Consider the following 22,461-nt stretch of genomic DNA (forward strand, 5'->3'; position numbering starts at 1 on the left):
TCTCATAGAATAAAAATGACGTTCATTGACATTTTGAAAGATTAAAAACAATAAATTTTAGGTGATTTTTAACGCTATTCGCTAAAAACTTAATTTGTAGGTAATAGGAGTTTACAACAGTAGTTTCTGTTGGCTTCTAATCGGGCTTCATTGCAATTGGAAATGATAGGTTTTGACTCCAGTATATCTGGTTTCAAATGCACTTCATAAGGTGTAAAGAATTTATGCTTGTGACAGGGCTTTAGATTATTATAATCATTAATGAAAAAATCCAATTCCTTTTGCATACCATCGGCATAGATTTCTTTTTTACGGAAGTAATAGCTTTTCATAATCTTATACGGCCCTTCAACAATTGAGTTTGAGAATGTAACGTCTTTTAAGGCGATTTTCTTTTGGATAGAAATCTCACAGTTTTTGATAAAATCCGCTACGGTATGATTGTTATTCTCTGAACCACCATCAACTATTAAATCGAGATGTTGACCTTTAATCTCAATATTAAACTCATTCAAAATACCTTTTCGTAAACTCTCAACTCGTATTTGAGCAGATAGTTTTCGAGAGAGATGATGTGATACGATTTTACGAGAGAAATTATCAACTACGGTATAGATATAGAATTTTACATTGTCCATAGTCTTGTATTGAGAAACATCCATATGCCAAGTGTGGTTGGGTCTATCCACATCTAAAGAACCTTTCTTTCTAGATTTCTTTTTAGGTTTTCTCGCTTCTGATAATCCTAACTTTTTAGAATACTTATACCAAGAGGCAGATGACATCGAGATAGCACCATCTTTAACCGCTTTACCCCAAATAGCTCCTATTGACCAAAACTGATGTGATTTTTTATTCATGTATTTCTTTAGGACTTCTATTTCAAACAAGGCAACTTGGTTAGGGCGTTTTTTAAAACAAGTATTAGCTAAGGATTTATCACATGCAAAAGCGTGAACTCCTAACCACATTGAATAGCGATGTTGTGAGATATTCAAAAACAACAATAGTATTTTCTTTTCAAAAGGAAAGTTATGATTGAGATTTTCCAAGAGTTGAACAATTACATTCTTGTTCTTAACGATAGATGCAAAGACACGTTCTTTACCAATGAGATTTAAAATAGTGATATAGAAACGAGCCATCTGAATAAAAACTTCTTTACCAAAATGAACTCGAGGGTCTAAAAAGACTTTCGTATCATTTAAGTTGGTTTGAATATTCGATGCAAATTCACTACCTACATAGCGTTCGGGTTTTTCATTATCTTTCCAATAACTAGTGGTTGAATTAGGAATTTGAGAAGTAAATTTATTGGGCAAGAGTTCGTCCTGAAGTTTTAAAGCATAAGTAACTTTAACATCAGAATGATACTTTTTATATTTTCCCATAACGGATTTAGAGAATTAAAAAAGTAGCCAAAGAAACAATCTTTCAAACTGTTATGAAAATAAAAATTAGTTATCTTTGTTTAAAGAGTATATAGATTGTAATATGGATATTCAAATAGAGAAGTATAAATTAATGGAATGGTTGATGAGTCTAAAAGATGAATCTGTTATTTCTAAATTAAATACTATTAAAAATAGTATATCTAAGTCTTCAGATTGGGCAGATGATATCTCTGAAACAGAGAAATTATTAATCAATGCTGGGTTGAAAGATATTGAAGAAGGAAATACATTTACCCATGAGCAAGTAATGAAAGAAATTAACGAGGCTTACGGGATTTAGTAGATGGAAATTATTTGGACAAGATTAGCCAATATTACTTATAAAGAAGTATTTGAAAATCTTGATTGGAGATGGACAAAAAAAGAAATGAGAAACTTTAGAGACTTAACTAATGATTTGTTAGAAAAGGTTAAAAACGAACAAGTAACTCATCCATTTGTAAACAAAGCTTTAGGAATTAGAAAAGCTATAGTTCATAAAAATGTGTCTTTGTTTTATAAAGAAGACAAGAAAAGTAGTAAGATTTATTTGATTACATTTTTTAATAATCGAATGAATCCAAAAACATTAAAGAAATTATTGAAATAAAAGTGATATGAAAATATTACTTTTTTCATTTTAAAATAAAAAGTAGTTCATTGAAATAGCCTTGAGTTAAAATGTGAGGTATAGGTAGAAAAAGTGTAAAAGCCCTCAAAAAAGAGGGGTGGTTACTATCCCTTTGGTTTGAAACACAAGGGTTATAATAATGTTACCAGTTCCAATGGGAATAGTGTTGCACAGAAGTTCGGTTATAATGGAGTTGAATTAGAAGAAAGTCTCGGATTAAATCTTCACGAAATGGACTTTAGAATGTATGACCCAGCTATTGGTAGATTTAATGGAATAGATCCAGTTACTCACCATTCACAAGGAACAAGTGTAGCTTTTGATAATAATCCTATTTATTTTGCTGACCCAAGTGGTGCAGATGCTAAATCTTTGATTGATGAAATTTTAGCAAAAAGTGGTAGTGGTAAAACAACTTGGACAAATAATAATGATGGAACTTTCTCTGGTTCAAACGGTTCAACAGCAACAGATGAAGATCACATAGTTAATGATGATGAAAAAGAAGCTCAAACAATTGCAGGTGATCTAAACAGTATTTTTAAAAAGAAATTTGGGAAGACACCTTTTTCAGTAGAAAAAACAACAAGGCTAGAATATAAATGGACTTTTTCGCATTTTTTCTTTGGAAGGGAAGCAGAATATGTGAAAGTAGAGACATATAAAATTGTCGGTAGTATGGGATTTGATTGGGATCAGCATTATTATGTAAGGATGTTAAAAGATATAATAGATGCTTCTTCAGATATATTAGTTGATATTATTCCTGATAAATCTAACTATGAGGGAGCTACTGGAAATGGTTTAATGAGTGATTATTATGGAGGACATACTGAATCAAGTAAATTAGTTGTCTTATCAGATTTATTACAAATTTACAAAGGAAATACTTCACATTCTATAGGAGGAGTGACATTACACGAATTATTAAGACATATCCACCCTGATGGAGACATTGATGCGAATGTCAATAATATGCGTACATATTTTGGTTTAGCAAAAGGGAAAAATCATTATGGTGTTAGAGTGGAAAGTAATATGTCTATCAGAAGAGTAACGAAAGATAATTATAAAAAAGAACCAGTAAAAATAAAAAACTAATGGTAAATAAATGGTTATTTTATGCTTTGTGCATTGTATTTTTATTTTCTTGTAATCAGAAAAAGAAAGGTATTATTTCTAGTGAATTGTTTAATACTGAAAACTTAAATCAAGAAATAAAATCAGTAAATGATTTGAAAAGTCAGGGCTTTAATCCAATGGAAGGAAATATTTTATTACTTGAAAAAGTAAATAAAGATATAATTGTTCATCTACAAGTAGATCCTGATTTTAATGATTTGAGATGTAAAATATGGTCAATTAAAATTAAATCTATTGATATTGAGTTTGTTAGTGATTTTTTACTAAAATATGATTTACATATGATATCTAGTAGATGCTATTCTTATACTGAAAACAGTACTTGTCAATTTTCGGTTTTCAATCCTAAAAACAATAAAGTATATATATGTGAAGTATTTGTGGAAGATGATACGCCTACTTTAAAAGTTATTTATTTTATACCTAGATAATATGGGTAATGATACATATTAGTTGATGAACAAATTTTAAAACATAAAATATTGCAAAACAATAAATTAACATATTAATTATAGTAAAAAAGGATGAGCTTAATGTTCATCTTTTTTTATGCAATAGATTTAAATTTAACAGCTTTAATAAGATTATCAATCACATAGAAAAGATGGTTTTTATCTTCATCGGTAATGGTACAGATTAGTTGATGAAGGATTTTTAAAACATAAAATATTGTAAAACAATAAATTAACATATTAATTATAATAAAAAAGGATGAGCATATAGCTCATCCTTTTATTTTTGAATGAATTTAAAGGCGTTAAAATGTGTCTTTTTTATCTTGGTGGTTCAAATTAGTTGATGAAAAAGTTATGAAACGAGCTTGCGAACAACATTTAACCAAATAAATAAAATGCTAAATGAAATGTAAAAAGTGTAAGGGTTTAGCTGTTAAAAATGGTAAACAATCAAATGGGAGACAACGATACTATTGTAAAAGTTGTAAATGCAGTTTTCAAAGAAGTTATAATTATAATGCTTATGAGAAAGACATAAATAGAAATATTTATTTGTTCTTAAGAGAAAGTGTTGGAATAACAGCAACTTCAAGATTACTTTCAATCTCAAAAACGACTGTGATTAAAAGAATAAAAATGATGGCATCAAAGATTGTAAAACCTATTCTAAATGAGAAATATCAATATTATGAATTGGATGAAATGCGAGTAGTTGTTGATTATAAACAAAATGAAGCTTGGATCACCTATGCTATTAATAGAGATACTAAAAGAATTGTTAACTTTATTGTTGGTAGAAGAACAAAACGAAACTTGTCAATTATTACAAAATCAGTATTACAACTCTATCCAAAACGAGTACTTACAGATAGATTAAGAACTTACATAAAACTAATACCAAAAAAACAACACGATACAAGAAAGAAAAACACCACAATTATTGAAAGACATAATTTAACTTTAAGAACCCATTTAAAAAGGCTATCAAGAAAAACGATTTGTTTTAGTAAAAACTTTCAAATGTTAGAAGCTACATTAAAACTATATATTTGGGGAAATCAATTAAATTTTAATCTTTAACGACTTCTTTCAAATTTTTATCTTGGTCAATTTCCCAAACATTAAAAACGCCATTTCCATTAAAATCAACTACAGCAATTGCTTTGGCTTTAAAAGAATTATTTGTGGCTTCAATTATTTCATATTCGTAATTAGCACTTCCACCATTTTTAACTGTTTTTTCAGATAGAAAATCAATGTTATTTAAGTCTTTTGAGTATTTAGAATACATAAAAAAATGATTCCTTTGAAGACTATATAGATGCACTAAATTATTTTGCGCTTCTAGTGCTTTTGTTTTAGAAATTATAGGCATTAAATTCGGTAATGCAATTAAAACAAGAATTCCAATAATAACTAAAACTACAAGAAGTTCTTGCATATTAAATGCAGGTACTTTTTTTCTAAATAAAAGTGTTTTCATTTTCATAAAGGAATTTAAATAATAATCTTGTTTTAGAAGAGTAAAAATAGTAATTATTTCTTACTTTTATGCCTTTAGAATCAATAACATAAAAATGAAAAAGAAATTATTATTTGTATGTATTATATTTTCTGTATTAAGTTGTGAAGCACTTTTTGTGGATGATATAACACAAGATGCTGTTATTATATTGGCTCCAAAAAATAACTCTCAATTAGAGTCTGGAAAAATTACTTTTCATTGGGAAAAACTTTCAGACACTTTAAGCTATCAAATTCAAATTGCTACTCCAAATTTTGAAAATGCTAAACAAATTTTATTAGATTCTTTAACAAAGAAAAATACGATATCTAAGGAATTAAGTACAGGAGAATATCAATGGAGAGTTAAAGCATCTAATACAAATTTTTCAACAACATATACAACAGCTAACCTCACAATAAATTAAAACAAAAATGAAATATATTTATACCTTTGTTTTTTTGTTTTTTTGTTTGTGTAGTCAATTTGTACAATCCCAAAATCAAGAACAAAGAATTCAAAAAATCGAAAGCACATTAGATAGTCTGTCCAATAGTATTTCAGGACTTTCAAAAAAAGTAGATTTTAGTGTTAGTAATACAGAATTATCGACTTTTATTAGAGCGATAGCTAAAAACAATAAAGTAAATGTAAGTATAGATCCTGCATTACAACAAATAAAAGTATCTCATAATTTTTCGGATGCAACCGTTAAAAATGTACTACTTTATTTATGTAAAGAATACAATTTAACGATTGATTTTTTAGGAACTATTTTAAGTGTGAAAAAATATTCTCCACCTTACGTGCCTAGAGACATTGGAATTGTATTCGATAAAGAGAAAGATCTCTTTTCAGTAAATCTTCAAAACGACACATTACATGTTGCTTTTAAAAAAATTACTGATTTTACAGGCAAAAACTTAGTTTTTGCACCAGGAATTGGCAATCAAACAATTTCCTCTTACATCAAAGAAAAAACTTTCGAAAGTGCAATAGATAAAATAGCATTTTCAAATAATTTATCTGTAACTAAAACAAAGGATAATTATTATTTATTTGAAACTGCAGATGCACCGAATCAAAAAGGAATTACAGATACTAGAAGACAGAAACCAGCAAGATATAGAAACTCCAATTTTTATTTTAAGGTTCAAGACACTATTAAACAAATTATAGACGTTGATTTCGAAAATGTAGCTATTGCCTCTATTGTCAAAGATATTGGGTTCGATTTAAGTATTAATATGTTCACCAGTACTCCATTAACATCCGCAGGAAATGCGACTGTAAAAGCTACGAATATAACTTATGATGTTTTATTAGCTAAAATATTAGAAAACACAAAATTCAGTTATAGTAAAATTGATAATATCTATTATTTTGGACTTAAAAACCAAGCTTCATTAACAAATTCTGTTACGATTCCATTGTTGCATCGTTCTATTGAAATAATGAATAGTCCGATTCAGAATAATCAAAATTCTGATTTTAATAATCGAAGTTCTCAAACTTTTAATAGAAATCAAAATTTTTCAAACCAGAATTACAATCAAAATAACCAATTTTCGAATAGAAATAATTCTGTAAATCAGAATTTAAACTCAAGAGGAACTTTTCAAGATTATTCTAACAATACAGACGCTTTACTTGATTTAATTCCAAAAAAAATTAAAGATAGTTTAAGTATAACTACAGATGTTGAGCAAAATGCATTCATCGTAAATGGTAACACTCAAAAAATAGAATCCTTTAGAAAATTTTTAAAATCAATAGATAAGCCAGTTCCTGTAATTTTAATTGAAGTTATGATTATTGAGGTTTCAAATTCTAATTCTGTCTCTATCGGTTTAGATTTAGGATTGGGAGATTCTCCTGCTAAAGATAAAGGAACAGTTTTTCCGAATACAGAAGTAACATTGGGTTCTTCTAGCATCAATAAAATAATAGGAGGTTTAAATGGTTTTGGTTCGTTAAATGTTGGTAAAGTAGTTCCTAATTTTTATGCAAAAATTAAAGCACTAGAAACGAATGGAGATTTAAAAATTCGTTCTACACCAAAACTTTCTACCCTTAATGGACATCAAGCAACATTGTCTAGAGGAGAACGATCCTATTATGCAGTTACGCAAAGAGATATTATTGGAAGTCAAAATCCACAAATTTCAGATGTAAAAAATTATTATCCAATAGACGCAAATCTATCTATAGGGATTAAGCCCTTAGTTTCTGGAGATGGTAATATTACTCTAAGTATTAATGTATTACAATCTAGTTTTAATGGAGAGAGAATAGACCCTGAGGCTCCTCCAGGTATGGATTCGAGAGAGTTTACTTCTACCATTCGCGTAAAAGATAAAGATGTAATAATTTTAGGAGGTATTGAGGAAACTTCAAAAAATAATTCGGGTTCTGGGGTTCCTTTTTTGGCAAGAATTCCTCTTATTAAGTGGTTGTTTAGTAAAAGAACTCGAAAAGCATCTAAAAGTAAATTATCTGTTCTTATCAAGCCAACTATTATCAATTAATGATCGGCAAAGCAATTATATATGGGAATACATTTTCGGCAGTTGAATTTGCTGAAAAAGATAAATTACATATTCTACAGCTAAAAAAGAAAAAAGATGAATTCATTATTACAAGAAATCTAGAAGTAGATAATTTTGAAGAACTTTCACAAGAACTAAATAATTTAAAACACTTATTTCTTGTTTTGAACAACGAACAAGTTTTATCTAAAAAAGTAATAAGTAGCCAAAAAGAACCGATTACCATTCTAAGAACTGCTTTTCCTAACCTCTCTCTAAACGATTTTTATTATCAAGTACATTCTTCTGAAACTTGTTCTTTTGTAAGTATTGTAAGAAAAACTGTGGTTAATATGCTAATAACAAAATTTCAGAAAGCTGGAATTTCTATTATAGATTTTTCCATTGGAAATATTGGAATACAAAGCTTAACAAGCTATTTAGATAATAATAAATTTTTCACTTCGAATGCAGCAGTTCATATAGAAAATAATAATATTAAAGAAATTGAAAAAACAGAAGTAGAAAAAGAAAATTATTCTGTTAACGATTTAGAAGTTTCAAATACCAAATTACTATCCTTAGCTGGTATTATTTCTTACTATACAGAAACCAGTCTAAGCCTTATATCAAAAGAATTAAAAACAGCATATCAACAGAAACGCTTTTTTGATGTTGGTTTAAAGTTGGGGTCAGGATTATTGTTGTTTGCGCTGATAATCAACTTTATGTTTTTTAGTAATTATAGAGATAAGGTAAGTAGTTTAACAAATGACCTTCAATTACAAAGCACGTATAAAAAACAATTGAATACCCTTCTTAAAAAAGTAAATCAAAAGAAAACTTTGGTCGAAAGTATTCAAAGTGGCTCAAATACGGATGTATCGAAATATTTAGACAATTTAGGTAGTTCTGTTCCAAATACAGTTTTATTAAGTAAAATAGAATACCAACCTTTAGAAGGCGTATTAAAATCCGATAAAGAGATTTCCTTTAAAAAACATACTATTATTGTTAGAGGAAACGCTAAAGAAAATAACGATTTTACGAATTGGATTGCTTTTTTAGAAAAAAAAGACTGGATAGAAAATATTTCGATTATTGCATATGGAAAAGGAAAAAAAGAAAATAAATTATCAGCTTTTGAATTTTTAATAACTTTTAAGAATGAATAGCAAACAAAAGAATATTTTTTTAATAGGAAGTTTTATTCTTCTCTCAATTATTTCTTATGTTTTTTCAATTCAAAAAACGTTGGATTTAAAAACACGATTAACTAACCTTCAGAAAGATGAAGAGTTGTTATCTAATGCGAGTCAGAAAATATTAGATCTTCAACAGCAAAACAGTTACTTCGATTCTATTTTAAAACAAAACGATTTATCTATTGAAAATTCATTTCAACAAACTTTATTGAGAAAATTAAATTCATTTTCTGTACAAAATCCTATTGAAATTATCGCTTTTAATGAGCCTCACACAATAAAAGAAAATACAGCTGATTTAAAAACGTATGTTTTTGAAGTAAAAGCAGATTTTATCTCACTTTTAAAGTTAACAAATTCTTTAGAGAGACAACAATTAGGTAAGTTAGTGAGTGTGAATATAGAAAAAAAGAAAAATTACAGGAGTAGAAAAGAAGAGCTGATTGGGAAGTTTTTCATGCAAAAATTAACGCAACAAGAATAATAAATAAAATGAATATAAGTTTAGAACTTTTATTGATTATTATCTTAGCAATTCTTTGTTATCAAGATATAAAAGAAAGAAAAGTATCTTTATTCATATTAGTTTTAGGGATAGTTGTTGGAGGATTTACCCATTATTTAAACCAAGAAATAACGATTTTTTTATATAATATTTTAGTGAATTCTCTTTTTGTAATGATTGTTTTTGGCATTTTGATTGCATACTCAAAATGGAAAATGAAGACAAAAATATTTGATGTTTTTGGAGTGGGAGACTTATTTTTCTTTATTTTATTAGCAGTAAGTTTACCAATTCTATCTTTTCTAATCGTTTTTATTTTTTCTTTAATATTCTCATTAGCAATTTTTATAAGTTTAAAAAAAAGATTTAAAGATAGTTCTGTACCTTTAGCAGGCTTACAAAGTTTGTTTTTTATTATTGTTTTATTATTTAATAGAATTGTAAAAAACTTAGATTTATATAGTATGTAATGGAAAATAATAGCCTCGAAATATCAACTGAATTATTACAACTGATCTCTTCAGAGCAGGCATACCAATATAGAATTATTCCAGTTGAGAAAAATAATGAGGGAATTATTTTTAAAACAGATACAGATAATACAGGAGAACTTTCTATAGAACTACCTATTGTATTAGGAGAAAAAGTTTCTTTTAAAAGAGAAATAAAAGAAAATATTCAAAAATTATTAGAGAAAAACTATAGAAAAAGGGCAAAAAATCAACAACAAAGCACACTTCAATATTCAGAAGATTTTTTATTAAATATTATTCATGAAGCCAAAGAAATTGGCAGTAGTGATATTCATTTCGAAATATTTGAACATCAAGCTAGAGTTCGATTGCGCATAGATGGAAAATTAATTGAAAAATATGTCATTTCCTTAGAAGAATATCCTAAAATTATCAATCGAATTAAGATTATGGCAAGCTTAGATATTTCTGAGAAACGTTTGCCACAAGATGGAAGAATAAATTTGGTTACAGAAAATGAAGATTTTGACATTCGCGTTTCCTCTTTACCTACATTGCATGGAGAAAAATTAGTTTTAAGAATCTTGTCTAAAAACAATGTTCATGTTTCTTTAAATAATTTAGGCTTTACAGAGGAAGAACTTAAAACGTATACTACAGCTGTAAAAAAACCAAATGGAATTGTCTTAATTTCAGGGCCAACAGGGTCTGGAAAAACAACCACATTATATGCAACGTTAAAGTTGTTAAATACCAAAGACACCAACATTTTAACAATAGAAGATCCTATTGAATATACTTTAGAAGGAGTAAACCAAGTACAACTAAAACAAAATATAGGTTTAGATTTTGCTAGCACATTGCGTACTTTTCTAAGGCAAGATCCAGATATTATTATGGTCGGAGAAATTAGAGATGTGGAGACTGCAAACATGGCTATTAGAGCATCTTTAACAGGCCACTTGGTGTTATCTACGATTCATACCAATTCTGCTTGGGCAACAGTTTCTCGATTAATAGATATGGGCATTCCATCTTTTTTAATTGCAAGTACTTTAAATGTAAGTGTTGCACAACGTTTGGTTCGAAAATTATGTGATAATTGTAAAAAGTCGGAAACTGTTTTAAGTTTTAATTCTGATATTGTAAAAGAATTGAAAAGCGTCAAAAAGCATTTTGAAGCTGTAGGTTGTCCATCTTGTTATCAAACAGGTTATCAAGGTAGAAAAGCGGTTTATGAAATTATTCCAATAACAGAAGAACTAGTTAATAATATAAAAGATAAAAAATTAGAAATTAATCAATACTTACAACAGAATAATATTGCCACTCTAAAACAAAATATGCTTGATTTAGTAAAAAAAGGAGTCACTTCAATTGAAGAAGTATATCCATTTCTAATTTAAATAATTAAAATGACGAAGCAACAAAAAACATATGGTCTATTAATTGCTGTTCTAATTATTTGGGGTATAATAGGATATCAAATTTATAAGAGATTCAACCCTGAGGTTATTGAGTTAAGCAAAACTAAAGTATCTTCTAATTTTAAAAGAGCAAAAATTCAAAAAAATGCTTTTTATGAAATTCAAGAATCTTATAGAGACCCTTTTTTAGGTAAATTTCCTCAAAAAAAACGTGTGATAAAAAAGCGAATTGTAAAACCTACAGTTACAATTCCTTTTCCAAACGTAGTTTACAATGGAATAGTTGAAGGAGGTAAAGAAAAATCTTACATTTTAACCGTAAATGGAATTCAGGAAATTTTAAAAAAAGGAGAAAAGGTTCAAAATGTAGTTTTGTTGAGAGCAAACTCAAAAGAAGCTATTGTAAAATTTAATGGTGTTAGAAAAACTGTAAAGCTCCAATAGATGCTGTTTCTAAAAAAAATAAAAGCTGGAGCATTACAATATGTATTAGTTATTTCAGTAGTGATTGGAATAATTATTTTTGCTTTTATTTCTTTGATTTACCTGCAACAGAAAATGACTCTAAAACATCAATTTTCTAAAAAAGCAATTCATAATACTTTAGCGGGTTTCGATTATTTAAGAAATAATACCATTGCTTATGATGAAGAAAAAATCTTCAATTTTTTTGATGAAAAAAATACTGAAACAGCAATATTAAAGAAACACTGGGGTGTCTTTGATTTGGCAATAGTTACTTCTAAAGTTAAAAATGAAGTTTTTGAAAAAATAGGGCTTTTAGGAGTTAAAAATTCAGAAAGAAAAGCTTTGTATTTAAAAGATAACAATCAATCTTTAGTTTTAGTGGGGAATACTAAAATTACAGGTAATGCTCAATTGCCAAAACAAGGAGTAAAAACTGGAAGTATTGGAGGTTTTTCCTACTATGGAAATAGTTTAGTAAATGGAATAAAAACATTTAGTTCTAACGAGCTACCGAAAATAAAAAACCTCGCTTATCTAAAAAACTTTTTTAGCTCTTATCAAAAGCAGAATATTTCTGAATTTGAACTTGAAAATAATTTAAAATTACACAATTCATTTACTGAAAACACATTGTTGTATGAAGATGAAAATATTGTTCAATTAGAAAATGTATCATTGAGTGGAAACATTATTTTAGTATCAAAAAAATCAATACATATAAAATCAACAGCAAAATTGAAGGATGTGATATTAATTGCTCCAGAAATTATCATTGAATCTAATGTCACAGGTAATTTTCAAGCTTTTGCTAATAAAAAAATTATCGTTGGTGAAAATTGTCTACTAATGTACCCAACAGTTTTATCTCTTTTTGAAAATAATGAAAATCAAAATTCAGAAAAAAATAAAATAGAAATCAACCAAATTAAAATAGCCGAAAATAGTGAAGTACGAGGTGTTGTTTTATTTGAGACAGAAAGCATCTCTACAAACTATAATGCTCAAGTTAGTATTGAAAAGAACGCTATTATAAAAGGAGAAATTTATTGTGCTAAAAATTTAGATTTACAAGGAAGTGTATTTGGTTCCGTTTATACAAGTAATTTTATCGTAAATAAATTTGGAGGTATTTTCGTAAATCATATTTATAATGGAGTCATCAATTCTAAGGAACTACCTTTAGAATATGCAGGCTTACAAATTCATCAAGATTTAAACACTGTTGCAAAATGGCTCAATTAAAAGGTTGTTTTGGTAAAAGAGTTATTGCTTCTTCTTTAACAGAAGTAATTGTTGCAACCTCTATTCTGCTTTTGGTATTTGGAATTGCCGTAATTACCCTTAATAATATTATGGTGAATACAGTCCAAAATGATACACAAAATTTAGAAACCAAAATTGAAAAAATGATGTATCAATACAACAACAATCAATTAAAAATACCAAGTACCTACAAAGATAAAGACGAGTTAGTTTCTATAGAAAAAATTAAAATAGATGGAGTATTTTTTATTGAGTTTTCAATTAAAAATGCAGGTATAAAAAAAGAAATTACAAAAAGAATTTTCGCAAATGAAAGTAACTAAATTAAAAGCATTTACTTTAGCAGAAATGCTCGTAGTTTTGGTTGTTTCGAGCATTGTTATTTCCATGGCTTTTTTAATATTAAATATGGTTAGGAAGCAAGTGAAATTAATTCAAGCTAACTATCAAAAAAAACAAGAAATACAGTTTTTTGAAACTAGATTTTCAAGAGATTTTAACTCTTATAATGCTTTTTTTAGAAATAAAGAAAATAAACTAATTTTAAAGGATACTAAAGATAGCATTACTTATACATTTTCAGATAATTTAATTATTAGAGAGAAAGATACCTTTTTTTTAAAAATAGAAAATAAAAAACTATTTTTAAACGGTTTATTGGTAGAAAATAAATTTATAGATGGTATCGAAATTCAGTTTTCAGAGGAGTTTGCAAACAAAACTATTTTTATTCAACAAAATAAAGACGCTACTTTTTATTTAAATAACTAATGGCATTCAAATTAAATAACATAGCATCCAAAAAACAAAACAGTTCTTCTTTTAATATTGATAAGATATTAAAAAAAGAAATTTCCTTTGGAAACTCTTTTTCCAACAAGAAGAAAGAAGCTTTTTATACGGAATTAAGTGTTTTATTAAATGCTGGATTAACTTTAAAAGATGCTCTTATTTTAGTCTCTGAAGAACAAAAAAAAGAGAACGATAAAATTTTAATAGAGAAAATAGTAGCCGAGCTAATTGATGGAAAAAATCTATCTGATGCTATTAAAAATAAAAAGGAGTTTAGCGAATACGAATATCATTCATTAAGAATTGGAGAACAAACAGGTACACTTTTAAAAGTGTCTAAAGAATTAGGCTTTTTTTACAAGCGAAAAAATGAACAAAAAAGAATCATTTTAAGTGCTCTATCTTATCCAATAGTAGTTTTATTTACAGCTTTTTTAGCGATTCTTTTTATGTTGCAATTTGTAGTACCCATGTTTGCAGATATATTTAAACAAAACAAGGTAGAACTTCCTTGGATTACAAAAAAAATAATGAGCGCATCCATTCTTTTTCAAGATCACTGGGGAGTCTTTTTTATATTGATATTAGGCCTGTTTCTTTTTAGAAACCTTATTAAAAAAAAGGAATGGTATCAAAAATACACCTCTCTTTTAATACTAAAAATCCCATTTGTTGGAGAGTTTGTAAGAAAAGTAAAAATAGCACAATTTACACAAGCAATTACTTTGCTAACTGGCGCAAAAGTACCTTTGTTAAACGGAATCCAATTAACAAAAAAAATGATTGCTTATTATCCACTTGAAACGGTTTTAGAAAAAGTTGAAAGTGATATTCTTCAAGGAAAAAGTTTACATCAAAGTATGGGGAACTACAAAATATTCGATAAAAAAATGATTTCCCTCATTAAAGTTGCGGATGAAACCAACCAAAACGAAACGATTTTTAAAAGACTTACAGATCAATACAATCAAGAAATCGAATACAAATCTAAAATTATTTCTGCCACTATTGAACCTTTTATAATTCTAATCTTGGGAGCTATTGTTGCGACTATCTTAATCGCGATGTACTTACCGATGTTTAAGTTGAGCACAGTGATATCATAATACATTTTAGGACTAATTCAAAGATTATTGAAAACCTGATATTTATCATATTTTTTGTTTGGTTTTTAACTTACTTTTAACACTAAAGATAATTGCTGATTTTATGCAGAAGTTATGAAAATATTATTACCAATTGATTCTATGAAATTATTACTACTTTTGGTAATGGTACAGATTAGTTGATGATAAATTTCTAAAACATAAGATATTGTAAAACAATAGATTAATTATAGTAAATAAGGATGAACAAAAAGTTCATCCTTTTATTTTTGAATGAATTTTAAGGCGTTAAAATGTGTCTTTTTTACCTTGGTGGTTCAAATTAGTTGATGAAAAAGTAGTAAAATAGGATCACATCCCCTTAAAACTCTTCCATTGTTGATTGACTAAGACTCTATTTTTTCTAGCTTCTTGTATTTTCTCTTTAAAGTGGTTTTTATCAGGAATTTTTCCGTTTACAACTTCAAAAGGTGTTAATCCGAATAAATCCGTTGGATACCTATGATGATTATAATAATCAACAAAACGTGCTAAATCTTTTAAATGCGTTTTCTCATTGAGAGAATATTTTCCGTGTAAAAATTCAGTTTTATAAATACTATGCGTATTCTCTGATATAGAATTAGTGAAAAGGAAGTCTTTGGTTTGTAAAGTTATTTTGATAATCACTGGTGGGGCTTGTATATTATTTATCCAAGATAAGAGTTCTCCTTTATTTTCACTTCCACCATCAGATAAGATGTTAATGGGTTTTACAACGTTCAATAAATTGTATTTAGAAAAAGTTTCAGCAAAGCTTTTTCTATAGCGAAAATAAAAAATAACCACCTCACGTGGAGGTGAAAAAAATTGCTATGAAAAAGAAAGTGCGAGACCGCACTATTTTCATTTTAAATGATACTGAAAGTTTTTTACATCCCTTTAAAAAACTCTTCCAAAGAAATATCCATCACTTTTAGAATTTTTACAAGTGAGCTAAAATTAATACTACAAATATTCTCCAAGTAAATAAGTATCATAAAAATCTGTTTAGGTGACTTTTTTTATGCTGGTTTTAGTATTTTTGCTTTTTAATTTAATTTTATGAAAAAGAACTTATTAATAATCTCTATTGTTTTAATAACTGCTTTTACTAATGGGCAAAGTTTACCAACAATAGTACCACCAAGTCCAACCGCATTTCAGCTCACAAAATATGGAGATATTCAGGTAAATGAGCATCTAGGTTTGGTAAATCCATCGGTTAGTTTATTTACATACAAAGCAGGTAAGTTAGATGTGCCAATTAGTATGTCGTATAACAGTAGTGGAGTTAAAGTAGATGATGCCGCTTCTTGGACTGGTATGAATTGGAATCTAAATGTTGGCGGTGTAATTACTCGAATAGTAAAAGATTTAGATGATTTAAAATCTACAAAAGAATTTTATACTGCTGAAGAAATAGATAATTTAATTCAAAATGGTAATAGAGCAAAGGTTCGAACTCATGTAGCTGATAACATGATTGATTCTGAAGTAGATATTTTTAATTTCTCTTTTTCAGGTTACTCTGGGAGTTTTTTTTTAAACCCTAACGATAATATGAAACCTACCTTATTAAAATATGATAAAGAATTAGATATTGAGTTTATTGGAAGTATATCAAATTACGGACTACAAATTACAATTACTACAGAAAATGGAGATAAATATTTTTTTGGAGGAAATAACGGAACAGAAAGTACAAGATTACTTAATAATGGTCAATTTGGACAAGGACTTAGCCCTACAGTTGCAACATCTTTTTATTTAACAAAAATTAAAAATTTTATAGGAGACGAAATTTATTTTGAATATGATACTTTAAATTATTACGTAGATCTTGGTAAGAAAGAATCTTTTTCTATAGAAACATCTAGATCAGATTCTTCAACATGCAGTTTTGAAAAAATACCATTTCAAATTATTAATTCAAACCCCCAATTATTAACTAATTCTATTTTATCTGGACGTTTTTTGAAGAAAATACACTCTAATGTTAATTCACATTCAATTGATTTTACAAGAATTGAATCACATGTTAATTCTTCTTTCCATTTTAATAACTATCTTAAAGAAATAGTAGTTAATGAATCTGATGAACTAGTTAGTCAAAGTATAAATTTCGAATATCTTTTTCCTAAAGGAGATTCAAATTCGGAAAGATTTTTTTTAAAAGAAATTTTATTTAATAAAAACAATAGTACAGATAGAAAATATAGCTTTGAATATAAGTCTCCTGAGAATTTACCAAAGAGATTTTCTTTTAGTCAAGATCATTTTGGTTATTTTAACAATAAAAGTAATACTAGCTTATTACCTAATAATGAAGTTTATAGTTTTAAAAATTATAAAAATGATTTTGCAGATAGAAGGTCTGACTTTGATTATGCTTCTTTAGGTATATTAACAAAAATAACGTACCCTACTGGTGGCAATACAGTTTTTGAGTATGAAAGCCCAAAAATATATGACGACTATATTTATGATACAACTCTTGGTTTAAACGTACATAATAACGTACCTCATTATTATCCCAAAACAAGGCTTGTACATGAGAAAACTATTCAATCAAAGTTTATAAGAAATATTAGAACAAATATTATTGTTTCTTCAGAAAATGACTACACAAGAAGAGTCGAGATAAAAATATCTCTTATAAATTTAACGACTAATGCTTTAGTCGAAACTAAACTAATTCCTTTAGATAATTATTTAAATACTTCTCAAGGGGTTGATGTTAATTTTAATAATCCTGAAAAAAGCGAAAAAGGTTATAAAGTAATCGCTGAATTGTTTAATGGGATAGACACTAACAATATATTAGATGTTGTAGTTCATTTTAATTACAAATACACTGATAAAAATAAAATTGTTGATGGTCCTGGAATAAGAATAAAAAAGATAACAAATAACCCTATTTCTGGATCTAAAATTCAAAAAGTTTTTTATTATAAAAAACTAGATGATATTATTAATGCTAATAATTCTGTTAACAATCAATTTTATAAACCGAAATATTATTCTACAAGTAAAAAGCTTTTTGTTATAAATTGTAGTTCTACAGGTACTCCGCCAAGGATAGTATACTTATATATTTCCATGGTAAATATAAATTCCAATAGTGTTAATGCTCTATTCGGAACTAACTATAATCAAATAGCATACGATTATGTAACTATAAGCTATGGTGGGGATAATTTTGAAAATGGAGGTAAACAGATTCATTATAATTTACTTGAGGGTAAATTTCCTTCGCCATATCTTTACGATTCAAATACTGCGTTTGACTTCTCAAGTTCTAAATCTAATGAGTATTCATTAAATGGAGTTTTATTGAATGAAATTTATTTTAAAAAAGAAAATGAATTGTATTATAAATTAAAAGAAATAAACAATGAGTATTCAACAAGTACTTATAAAAAAATAGTCAATAATTTGTGTGTAGAAGAATTTGAAGTTCCTGCTCCTGGAGATCATAATTATTTAAATGGTTTATACTTAGGTATTTATAACACTTGTTCTTTTAAGTTCTCAATAAAAAATTCTACTATTTATACTTTTTTTCCAAAAACCTTATATAATTATACTGCATCAGAAAGTAATTCTGTGGTTGAAACTAAGGAATACAGCTATGGAATTTATCCTAGTCTTCCAAAAGAGATTATAACGACAAACAGTATGAGAGAAATGCTAAAAACCAAAATTTATTATCCAGACGACATAACAAATTTAAATTCTCTAGGGAATAACAATTTATCAAATTCTGAATTCGCTGCAATAAAGAAATTACAAAAAAAATCAATCACCAGTCCTCTTGCTCAAAACCGTATAGCTGAACCTATTCAAACAGAAAGGTATAAAAATAATATATTACTATCAACACAACAAACTATTTATAGTGAATTTAATGAGTTAGTTTTACCAAAAAAAATCCAAAGTTCTAAAGGTTCAGGTCTTTTAGAAGACAGAATTATTTATCATGATTATGACGATAAGGGTAATCCAATAGAAGTAAGTAAAAAAGATGGAACTCATATTATTTATATTTGGGGATATAATAAAACTCAGCCTATTGCAAAGATTGAGAATTTAACTTCAAGTGAATTAACATCTGTTATTTCAAGTTTGAGTGCAAGTTATAATACATTGGAAAAGATTCAAGAAATTTCTAATTTAGACAATACCCAAGGAACAACAACTTCCGAGAATAATCTTAGAACTGCATTAACAGCTTTACGAAATGCCCTTACTAATACTAATGTACAAGTAACAACATTTACTTACGATCCGTTGATTGGAGTTACTAGTGTAACAGATCCACGAGGGCGAGTAGTCTATTACGAATATGATTCCTTTAATCGACTCAAACAAGTAAAAGATCACGATGGAAACATACTAAACAAGAATGAATATAACTACAAAAACTAGGAGCTATGAAAAAATTAGTTTATATATTTCTGTTAGTATCATCAGGATTACTAGCGCAGACTACCACAGAGAATTTCGTAAAGAGCACTACATATAAAGTAAAAACAACAGATGGAACCACAAAAGTCGTTGGAGGTTCAATAACACCAGAAGATAAAGTTGAAAGTATTACTTATTTTGACGGATTAGGAAGAGCTAAACAAAATATTTCGGTTAGAGTTGGTGGAAATGAAAATGATATAATTACACATATACAATACGATGAATTTGGAAGGCAAACGAAAGATTTCTTACCTTATTCTAATGGGAGTGATAATCTAAATATTAGAGAAGGGAATATCGAATTTAATATTCAAGATTTTTATAAAGGTAAATACCCGAATGATTTTGAAGGCTTAGATCCACTAAGTTTGGAAGTAAACGCATATTCAGAAAAAGTATTTGACAACTCTCCATTAAATAGAGTTTTAGAACAAGCAGCACCAGGAAAAGATTGGAAAGTTGGTAGTGGGCACACCATTAAATTTGAATATAGTAGCAATATTGCTAATGAAGTAAAGAAATATTACGTTTCTACTGTTTTTGCTGACAATACTTACAATCCTTCTTTAAGAACTAAGTACAACTTCAGGTCAAGCGAATTATGAAGCAGGAGAACTTTATAAAACAATCACAAAAGATGAAAACTGGAAAGTTTCAGATGGAGTAAACCACACCACAGAAGAATTTAAAAACAAACAAGGGCAAGTTGTATTAAAAAGAACCTATGCAAATATAGATTCTAATAGAGATGGAACCACAGAAAACAATGTTGCACATGATACTTATTATGTATATGACGATTTTGGAAATTTAACCTATGTGATTCCTCCAAAAGCCTCAGCTCAATCGAGTATCACATCAACTGTTTTAGCTGAACTTTGTTATCAATACATATACGATCATAGAAATAGATTAGTAGAGAAGAAAATACCTGGAAAAGGTTGGGAGTCTATCGTTTACGATAATTTAGATAGACCAGTATTAACACAAGACGCAAATCTTAAAGAAAGTAAAATTTGGTTATTTACAAAATACGATGCCTTAGGAAGAGTCGTTTACACTGGAAGATATTACTTAGGTGCAAACTCAACAGAAACTCGTGTAACCTTACAAAATACATTTAATGCTAAAATTGCGACTCAAAATTTTGAGACGAAAATAACGATGGGTGCAGGAACAGGTTTTTCAAACACCTATTACAGCAATACTAATTTTCCTGATACAAATTTAACAATTTGGACAGTAAATTATTACGACAATTACAATTTTAACTTACAAGAAAGTACAAGTTCCGTAACTTCATATGGGGTTACAAGTACTTCAAATGTAAAAGGACTGCCTACAGACTCAAGAGTATATGCAGACAATAATAAATGGATAACAACAATTACATATTATGATGATAGAGCTCGACCTATTTAGGCACTTTCATAAAACAACGCATCCCTTGTTTTTACGAGGGATTTGTTGTATTTTGTAGCTATAATAAACCCCGAAAATGGCCAATATAGGCAAAAAACGGGGTTTTAATTTCGATAATTATGAAAGTACGAAGAATTTCTGAAATGCAACACCGCATTTCAATTTTTTCCCCTCAGCGAGAATTATGATGCTCATTATGCGCGATTTTTAGAGGGAGATTTAGGTAAAATCTACTCTGCAATTCCTTGGAATGATTTAGTTAGCTCTTTTGGTATTTCTGAACAATCAAAAGGGAGAAACTATCTTTTTAGTCCTAAAGGAAGACTAGGTTTAATGTTTTTAAAACATTATGCTAATTGTTCAGATAGAAAATTGATTGAGCAACTAAACTCGAATTTAGACTATCAATTTTTCTGTGATATAGAACTAGGTTTTGAACGCTTAACAAACTATAAAATAGTGAGCCAAATACGTTGTGAATTAGCAGAGAAACTCGATATTAATTCCATAGAAAAAATTCTATTCAACTCTTGGAAAAACGAAATTGAAAACCCCAATCAAATTGTAATGGATGCTACTTGTTATGAAAGTGAAGTTCGTTACCCTAGCATCCAAAAATTACTTTGGGAGTCGGTTCATTGGTTGTACAATCAATTACGTAAAACCTGCTCTATATTAGGGGTTAAAATGATTAGAAGTAAATATATCAAGTGGAAAAAACGTTATCAAGGATTTAGTAAAATGCGAAGAAAAACCAAGTCGAAACGTATTTCATTAACCCGAGGTTTACTCAATCTGTTAAGTAAATTTATCAACTTTGAAAAAGAGTTGTCAGAAAATCACAATATTGAGTTTATAGCTTTGTATTATAAGCGAATAAATACAATTCAAAGGATTTACAAACAACAAAAAGATCATTTTGATACAGGAGAAAAAATCAAAGATAGAATTGTAAGCATTCAAAAGGATTATATTCGTCCTATTGTTCGAGGAAAGGAAGTAAAACCTGTTGAATTTGGAGCAAAAGTTAACAAAGTTCAAATTGATGGAATTAGCTTTATCGAACATATTAACTTTAATGCATTTCATGAAGGAAATCGTTTTATTCAAACAGTCCAAAAAGCACAAGGATTAACTCGAAAAAAAGTAAAAATAGCTGGAGCAGATAAAATTTATGCCACCAATAAAAATAGAAAACACTGTAGTTCTAAGAACATAGAAACAGACTTTATCCCCAAGGGAAAAAAGCCGAAAAATCATAAAGAAAAAAAGCAACTTAGAGCTATTATCGCAAAAGAAAGAGCTACAAGATTAGAAGGTTCTTTTGGAAAGGATAAAGAATATTATCACTTACGAAAAATAAAAGCCAAAACTAAAAAGAATGAAATTCTATGGATATTCTTTGGAATACACACAGGGAATGCTCTTGAAATTGGCCGAAGAAAAATAGCTAAAACAGCACAACAAGTAGTCTAAATTTGAAGCATTGAATATAGTTTTATGGGAGAGGTATGTCTTGTTGGGAAGTTTTTAAGAAACTGAACACTTAAAACAGCTTTAAAACAAAAATTGAGGGTAGAATTTAAATAATTCTGCCCGCAATTTTAGCTGCATT

22 protein-coding genes and 1 pseudogene are annotated in these 22,461 nt (G+C 28.1%); 20 read left to right on the plus strand and 3 right to left on the minus strand.

Annotated features, from left to right (window positions below; all coding sequences use genetic code 11):
• Positions 1–89: 89 nt before the first annotated feature.
• On the minus strand, positions 90–1,391 hold the full coding sequence (locus J3359_RS09740; protein WP_208076727.1) for a DDE-type integrase/transposase/recombinase: 1,302 nt from the start codon (positions 1,389–1,391) through the stop codon (positions 90–92).
• Positions 1,392–1,467: 76 nt separating this feature from the next.
• Between J3359_RS09740 and J3359_RS09745 the strand changes: the two genes are divergently transcribed.
• The 5 genes and pseudogenes from J3359_RS09745 to J3359_RS09765 all read left to right on the plus strand — a co-directional run bounded on the left by J3359_RS09745 (position 1,468) and on the right by J3359_RS09765 (position 4,742).
• The gene (locus tag J3359_RS09745; protein ID WP_208076728.1) at positions 1,468–1,734 is read left to right on the plus strand and encodes a hypothetical protein; all 267 of its coding nucleotides are present in this window, start codon (positions 1,468–1,470) and stop codon (positions 1,732–1,734) included.
• 3 nt (positions 1,735–1,737) lie between these two features.
• Positions 1,738–2,043: a hypothetical protein gene (locus J3359_RS09750; RefSeq protein WP_208076729.1), complete on the plus strand. Its 306-nt coding sequence runs from the start codon at positions 1,738–1,740 to the stop codon at positions 2,041–2,043.
• A gap of 135 nt (positions 2,044–2,178) precedes the next feature.
• Positions 2,179–3,165: pseudogene (locus J3359_RS09755) on the plus strand (RHS repeat-associated core domain-containing protein); the annotation flags it as partial.
• Positions 3,165–3,638 (plus strand): hypothetical protein, encoded by a 474-nt coding sequence (locus tag J3359_RS09760; RefSeq protein WP_208076731.1) that lies wholly within the window; start codon positions 3,165–3,167, stop codon positions 3,636–3,638. The pseudogene J3359_RS09755 and the gene J3359_RS09760, both read left to right, overlap by 1 nt.
• A gap of 426 nt (positions 3,639–4,064) precedes the next feature.
• Entirely contained in the window at positions 4,065–4,742 is a 678-nt protein-coding gene (locus J3359_RS09765) for an IS1 family transposase (protein WP_208076732.1), read from the plus strand.
• On the opposite strand, the gene J3359_RS09770 is transcribed toward J3359_RS09765, so the two are convergent.
• Positions 4,732–5,145: a type IV pilin protein gene (locus J3359_RS09770; protein ID WP_367890372.1), complete on the minus strand. Its 414-nt coding sequence runs from the start codon at positions 5,143–5,145 to the stop codon at positions 4,732–4,734. The two genes, J3359_RS09765 and J3359_RS09770, sit on opposite strands and share 11 nt — an antisense overlap.
• Positions 5,146–5,239: 94 nt before the next feature.
• On the opposite strand from J3359_RS09770, the gene J3359_RS09775 reads away from it, so the two are divergent.
• From J3359_RS09775 to J3359_RS09825, 11 genes are read left to right on the plus strand one after another with little or no spacing between them, the layout of a single operon-like run.
• Positions 5,240–5,593, plus strand: coding sequence for a hypothetical protein (locus J3359_RS09775; RefSeq protein WP_208076734.1), 354 nt, complete (start codon positions 5,240–5,242; stop codon positions 5,591–5,593).
• Between the two features lie 7 nt (positions 5,594–5,600).
• Positions 5,601–7,694 carry a type II secretion system protein GspD gene (locus tag J3359_RS09780; RefSeq protein WP_208076735.1) on the plus strand — a complete coding sequence of 698 codons (2,094 nt, stop codon included), beginning with the start codon at positions 5,601–5,603 and terminating at the stop codon, positions 7,692–7,694.
• Positions 7,694–8,869, plus strand: a complete 1,176-nt coding sequence (locus tag J3359_RS09785; protein ID WP_208076736.1) for a PilN domain-containing protein — start codon at positions 7,694–7,696, stop codon at positions 8,867–8,869. Before J3359_RS09780 ends, J3359_RS09785 begins: the two co-directional genes overlap by 1 nt.
• Complete coding sequence (locus J3359_RS09790) at positions 8,862–9,383, plus strand: hypothetical protein (RefSeq protein ID WP_208076737.1); 522 nt, start codon at positions 8,862–8,864, stop codon at positions 9,381–9,383. Before J3359_RS09785 ends, J3359_RS09790 begins: the two co-directional genes overlap by 8 nt.
• An 8-nt stretch (positions 9,384–9,391) precedes the next feature.
• Positions 9,392–9,874, plus strand: coding sequence for a prepilin peptidase (locus J3359_RS09795; protein WP_208076738.1), 483 nt, complete (start codon positions 9,392–9,394; stop codon positions 9,872–9,874).
• Positions 9,874–11,283, plus strand: a complete 1,410-nt coding sequence (locus J3359_RS09800; RefSeq protein WP_208076739.1) for a GspE/PulE family protein — start codon at positions 9,874–9,876, stop codon at positions 11,281–11,283. Before J3359_RS09795 ends, J3359_RS09800 begins: the two co-directional genes overlap by 1 nt.
• 9 nt (positions 11,284–11,292) lie before the next feature.
• Positions 11,293–11,748 carry a hypothetical protein gene (locus J3359_RS09805; RefSeq protein ID WP_208076740.1) on the plus strand — a complete coding sequence of 152 codons (456 nt, stop codon included), beginning with the start codon at positions 11,293–11,295 and terminating at the stop codon, positions 11,746–11,748.
• On the plus strand, positions 11,749–13,014 hold the full coding sequence (locus J3359_RS09810; protein ID WP_208076741.1) for a hypothetical protein: 1,266 nt from the start codon (positions 11,749–11,751) through the stop codon (positions 13,012–13,014).
• Positions 13,002–13,358: a hypothetical protein gene (locus tag J3359_RS09815; RefSeq protein WP_208076742.1), complete on the plus strand. Its 357-nt coding sequence runs from the start codon at positions 13,002–13,004 to the stop codon at positions 13,356–13,358. Before J3359_RS09810 ends, J3359_RS09815 begins: the two co-directional genes overlap by 13 nt.
• A complete protein-coding gene (locus J3359_RS09820) occupies positions 13,345–13,806 on the plus strand; it encodes a prepilin-type N-terminal cleavage/methylation domain-containing protein (protein ID WP_208076743.1) in 462 nt (153 codons plus the stop codon). Before J3359_RS09815 ends, J3359_RS09820 begins: the two co-directional genes overlap by 14 nt.
• Entirely contained in the window at positions 13,806–14,933 is a 1,128-nt protein-coding gene (locus J3359_RS09825) for a type II secretion system F family protein (protein WP_208076744.1), read from the plus strand. The genes J3359_RS09820 and J3359_RS09825 overlap by 1 nt, the downstream gene beginning before the upstream one ends.
• 351 nt (positions 14,934–15,284) lie before the next feature.
• Here J3359_RS09825 and J3359_RS09830 read toward each other — a convergent pair whose 3' ends face one another.
• A complete protein-coding gene (locus tag J3359_RS09830; RefSeq protein WP_208076745.1) occupies positions 15,285–15,698 on the minus strand; it encodes a hypothetical protein in 414 nt (137 codons plus the stop codon).
• Between the two features lie 318 nt (positions 15,699–16,016).
• Between J3359_RS09830 and J3359_RS09835 the strand changes: the two genes are divergently transcribed.
• The 4 genes from J3359_RS09835 to J3359_RS09850 all read left to right on the plus strand — a co-directional run bounded on the left by J3359_RS09835 (position 16,017) and on the right by J3359_RS09850 (position 22,322).
• Positions 16,017–19,382 carry an RHS repeat domain-containing protein gene (locus J3359_RS09835; protein WP_208076746.1) on the plus strand — a complete coding sequence of 1,122 codons (3,366 nt, stop codon included), beginning with the start codon at positions 16,017–16,019 and terminating at the stop codon, positions 19,380–19,382.
• 5 nt (positions 19,383–19,387) lie between these two features.
• Positions 19,388–20,029, plus strand: a complete 642-nt coding sequence (locus J3359_RS09840; RefSeq protein ID WP_208076747.1) for a DUF6443 domain-containing protein — start codon at positions 19,388–19,390, stop codon at positions 20,027–20,029.
• 214 nt (positions 20,030–20,243) lie between these two features.
• Positions 20,244–20,846 (plus strand): hypothetical protein, encoded by a 603-nt coding sequence (locus J3359_RS09845; RefSeq protein ID WP_208076748.1) that lies wholly within the window; start codon positions 20,244–20,246, stop codon positions 20,844–20,846.
• 228 nt (positions 20,847–21,074) lie between these two features.
• A complete protein-coding gene (locus J3359_RS09850) occupies positions 21,075–22,322 on the plus strand; it encodes a transposase (RefSeq protein WP_496559661.1) in 1,248 nt (415 codons plus the stop codon).
• Positions 22,323–22,461 lie beyond the last annotated feature (139 nt).

The sequence above is a fragment of the Polaribacter cellanae genome (assembly GCF_017569185.1).
In the GTDB taxonomy this organism is placed as follows: Bacteria; Bacteroidota; Bacteroidia; order Flavobacteriales; family Flavobacteriaceae; genus Polaribacter; species Polaribacter cellanae.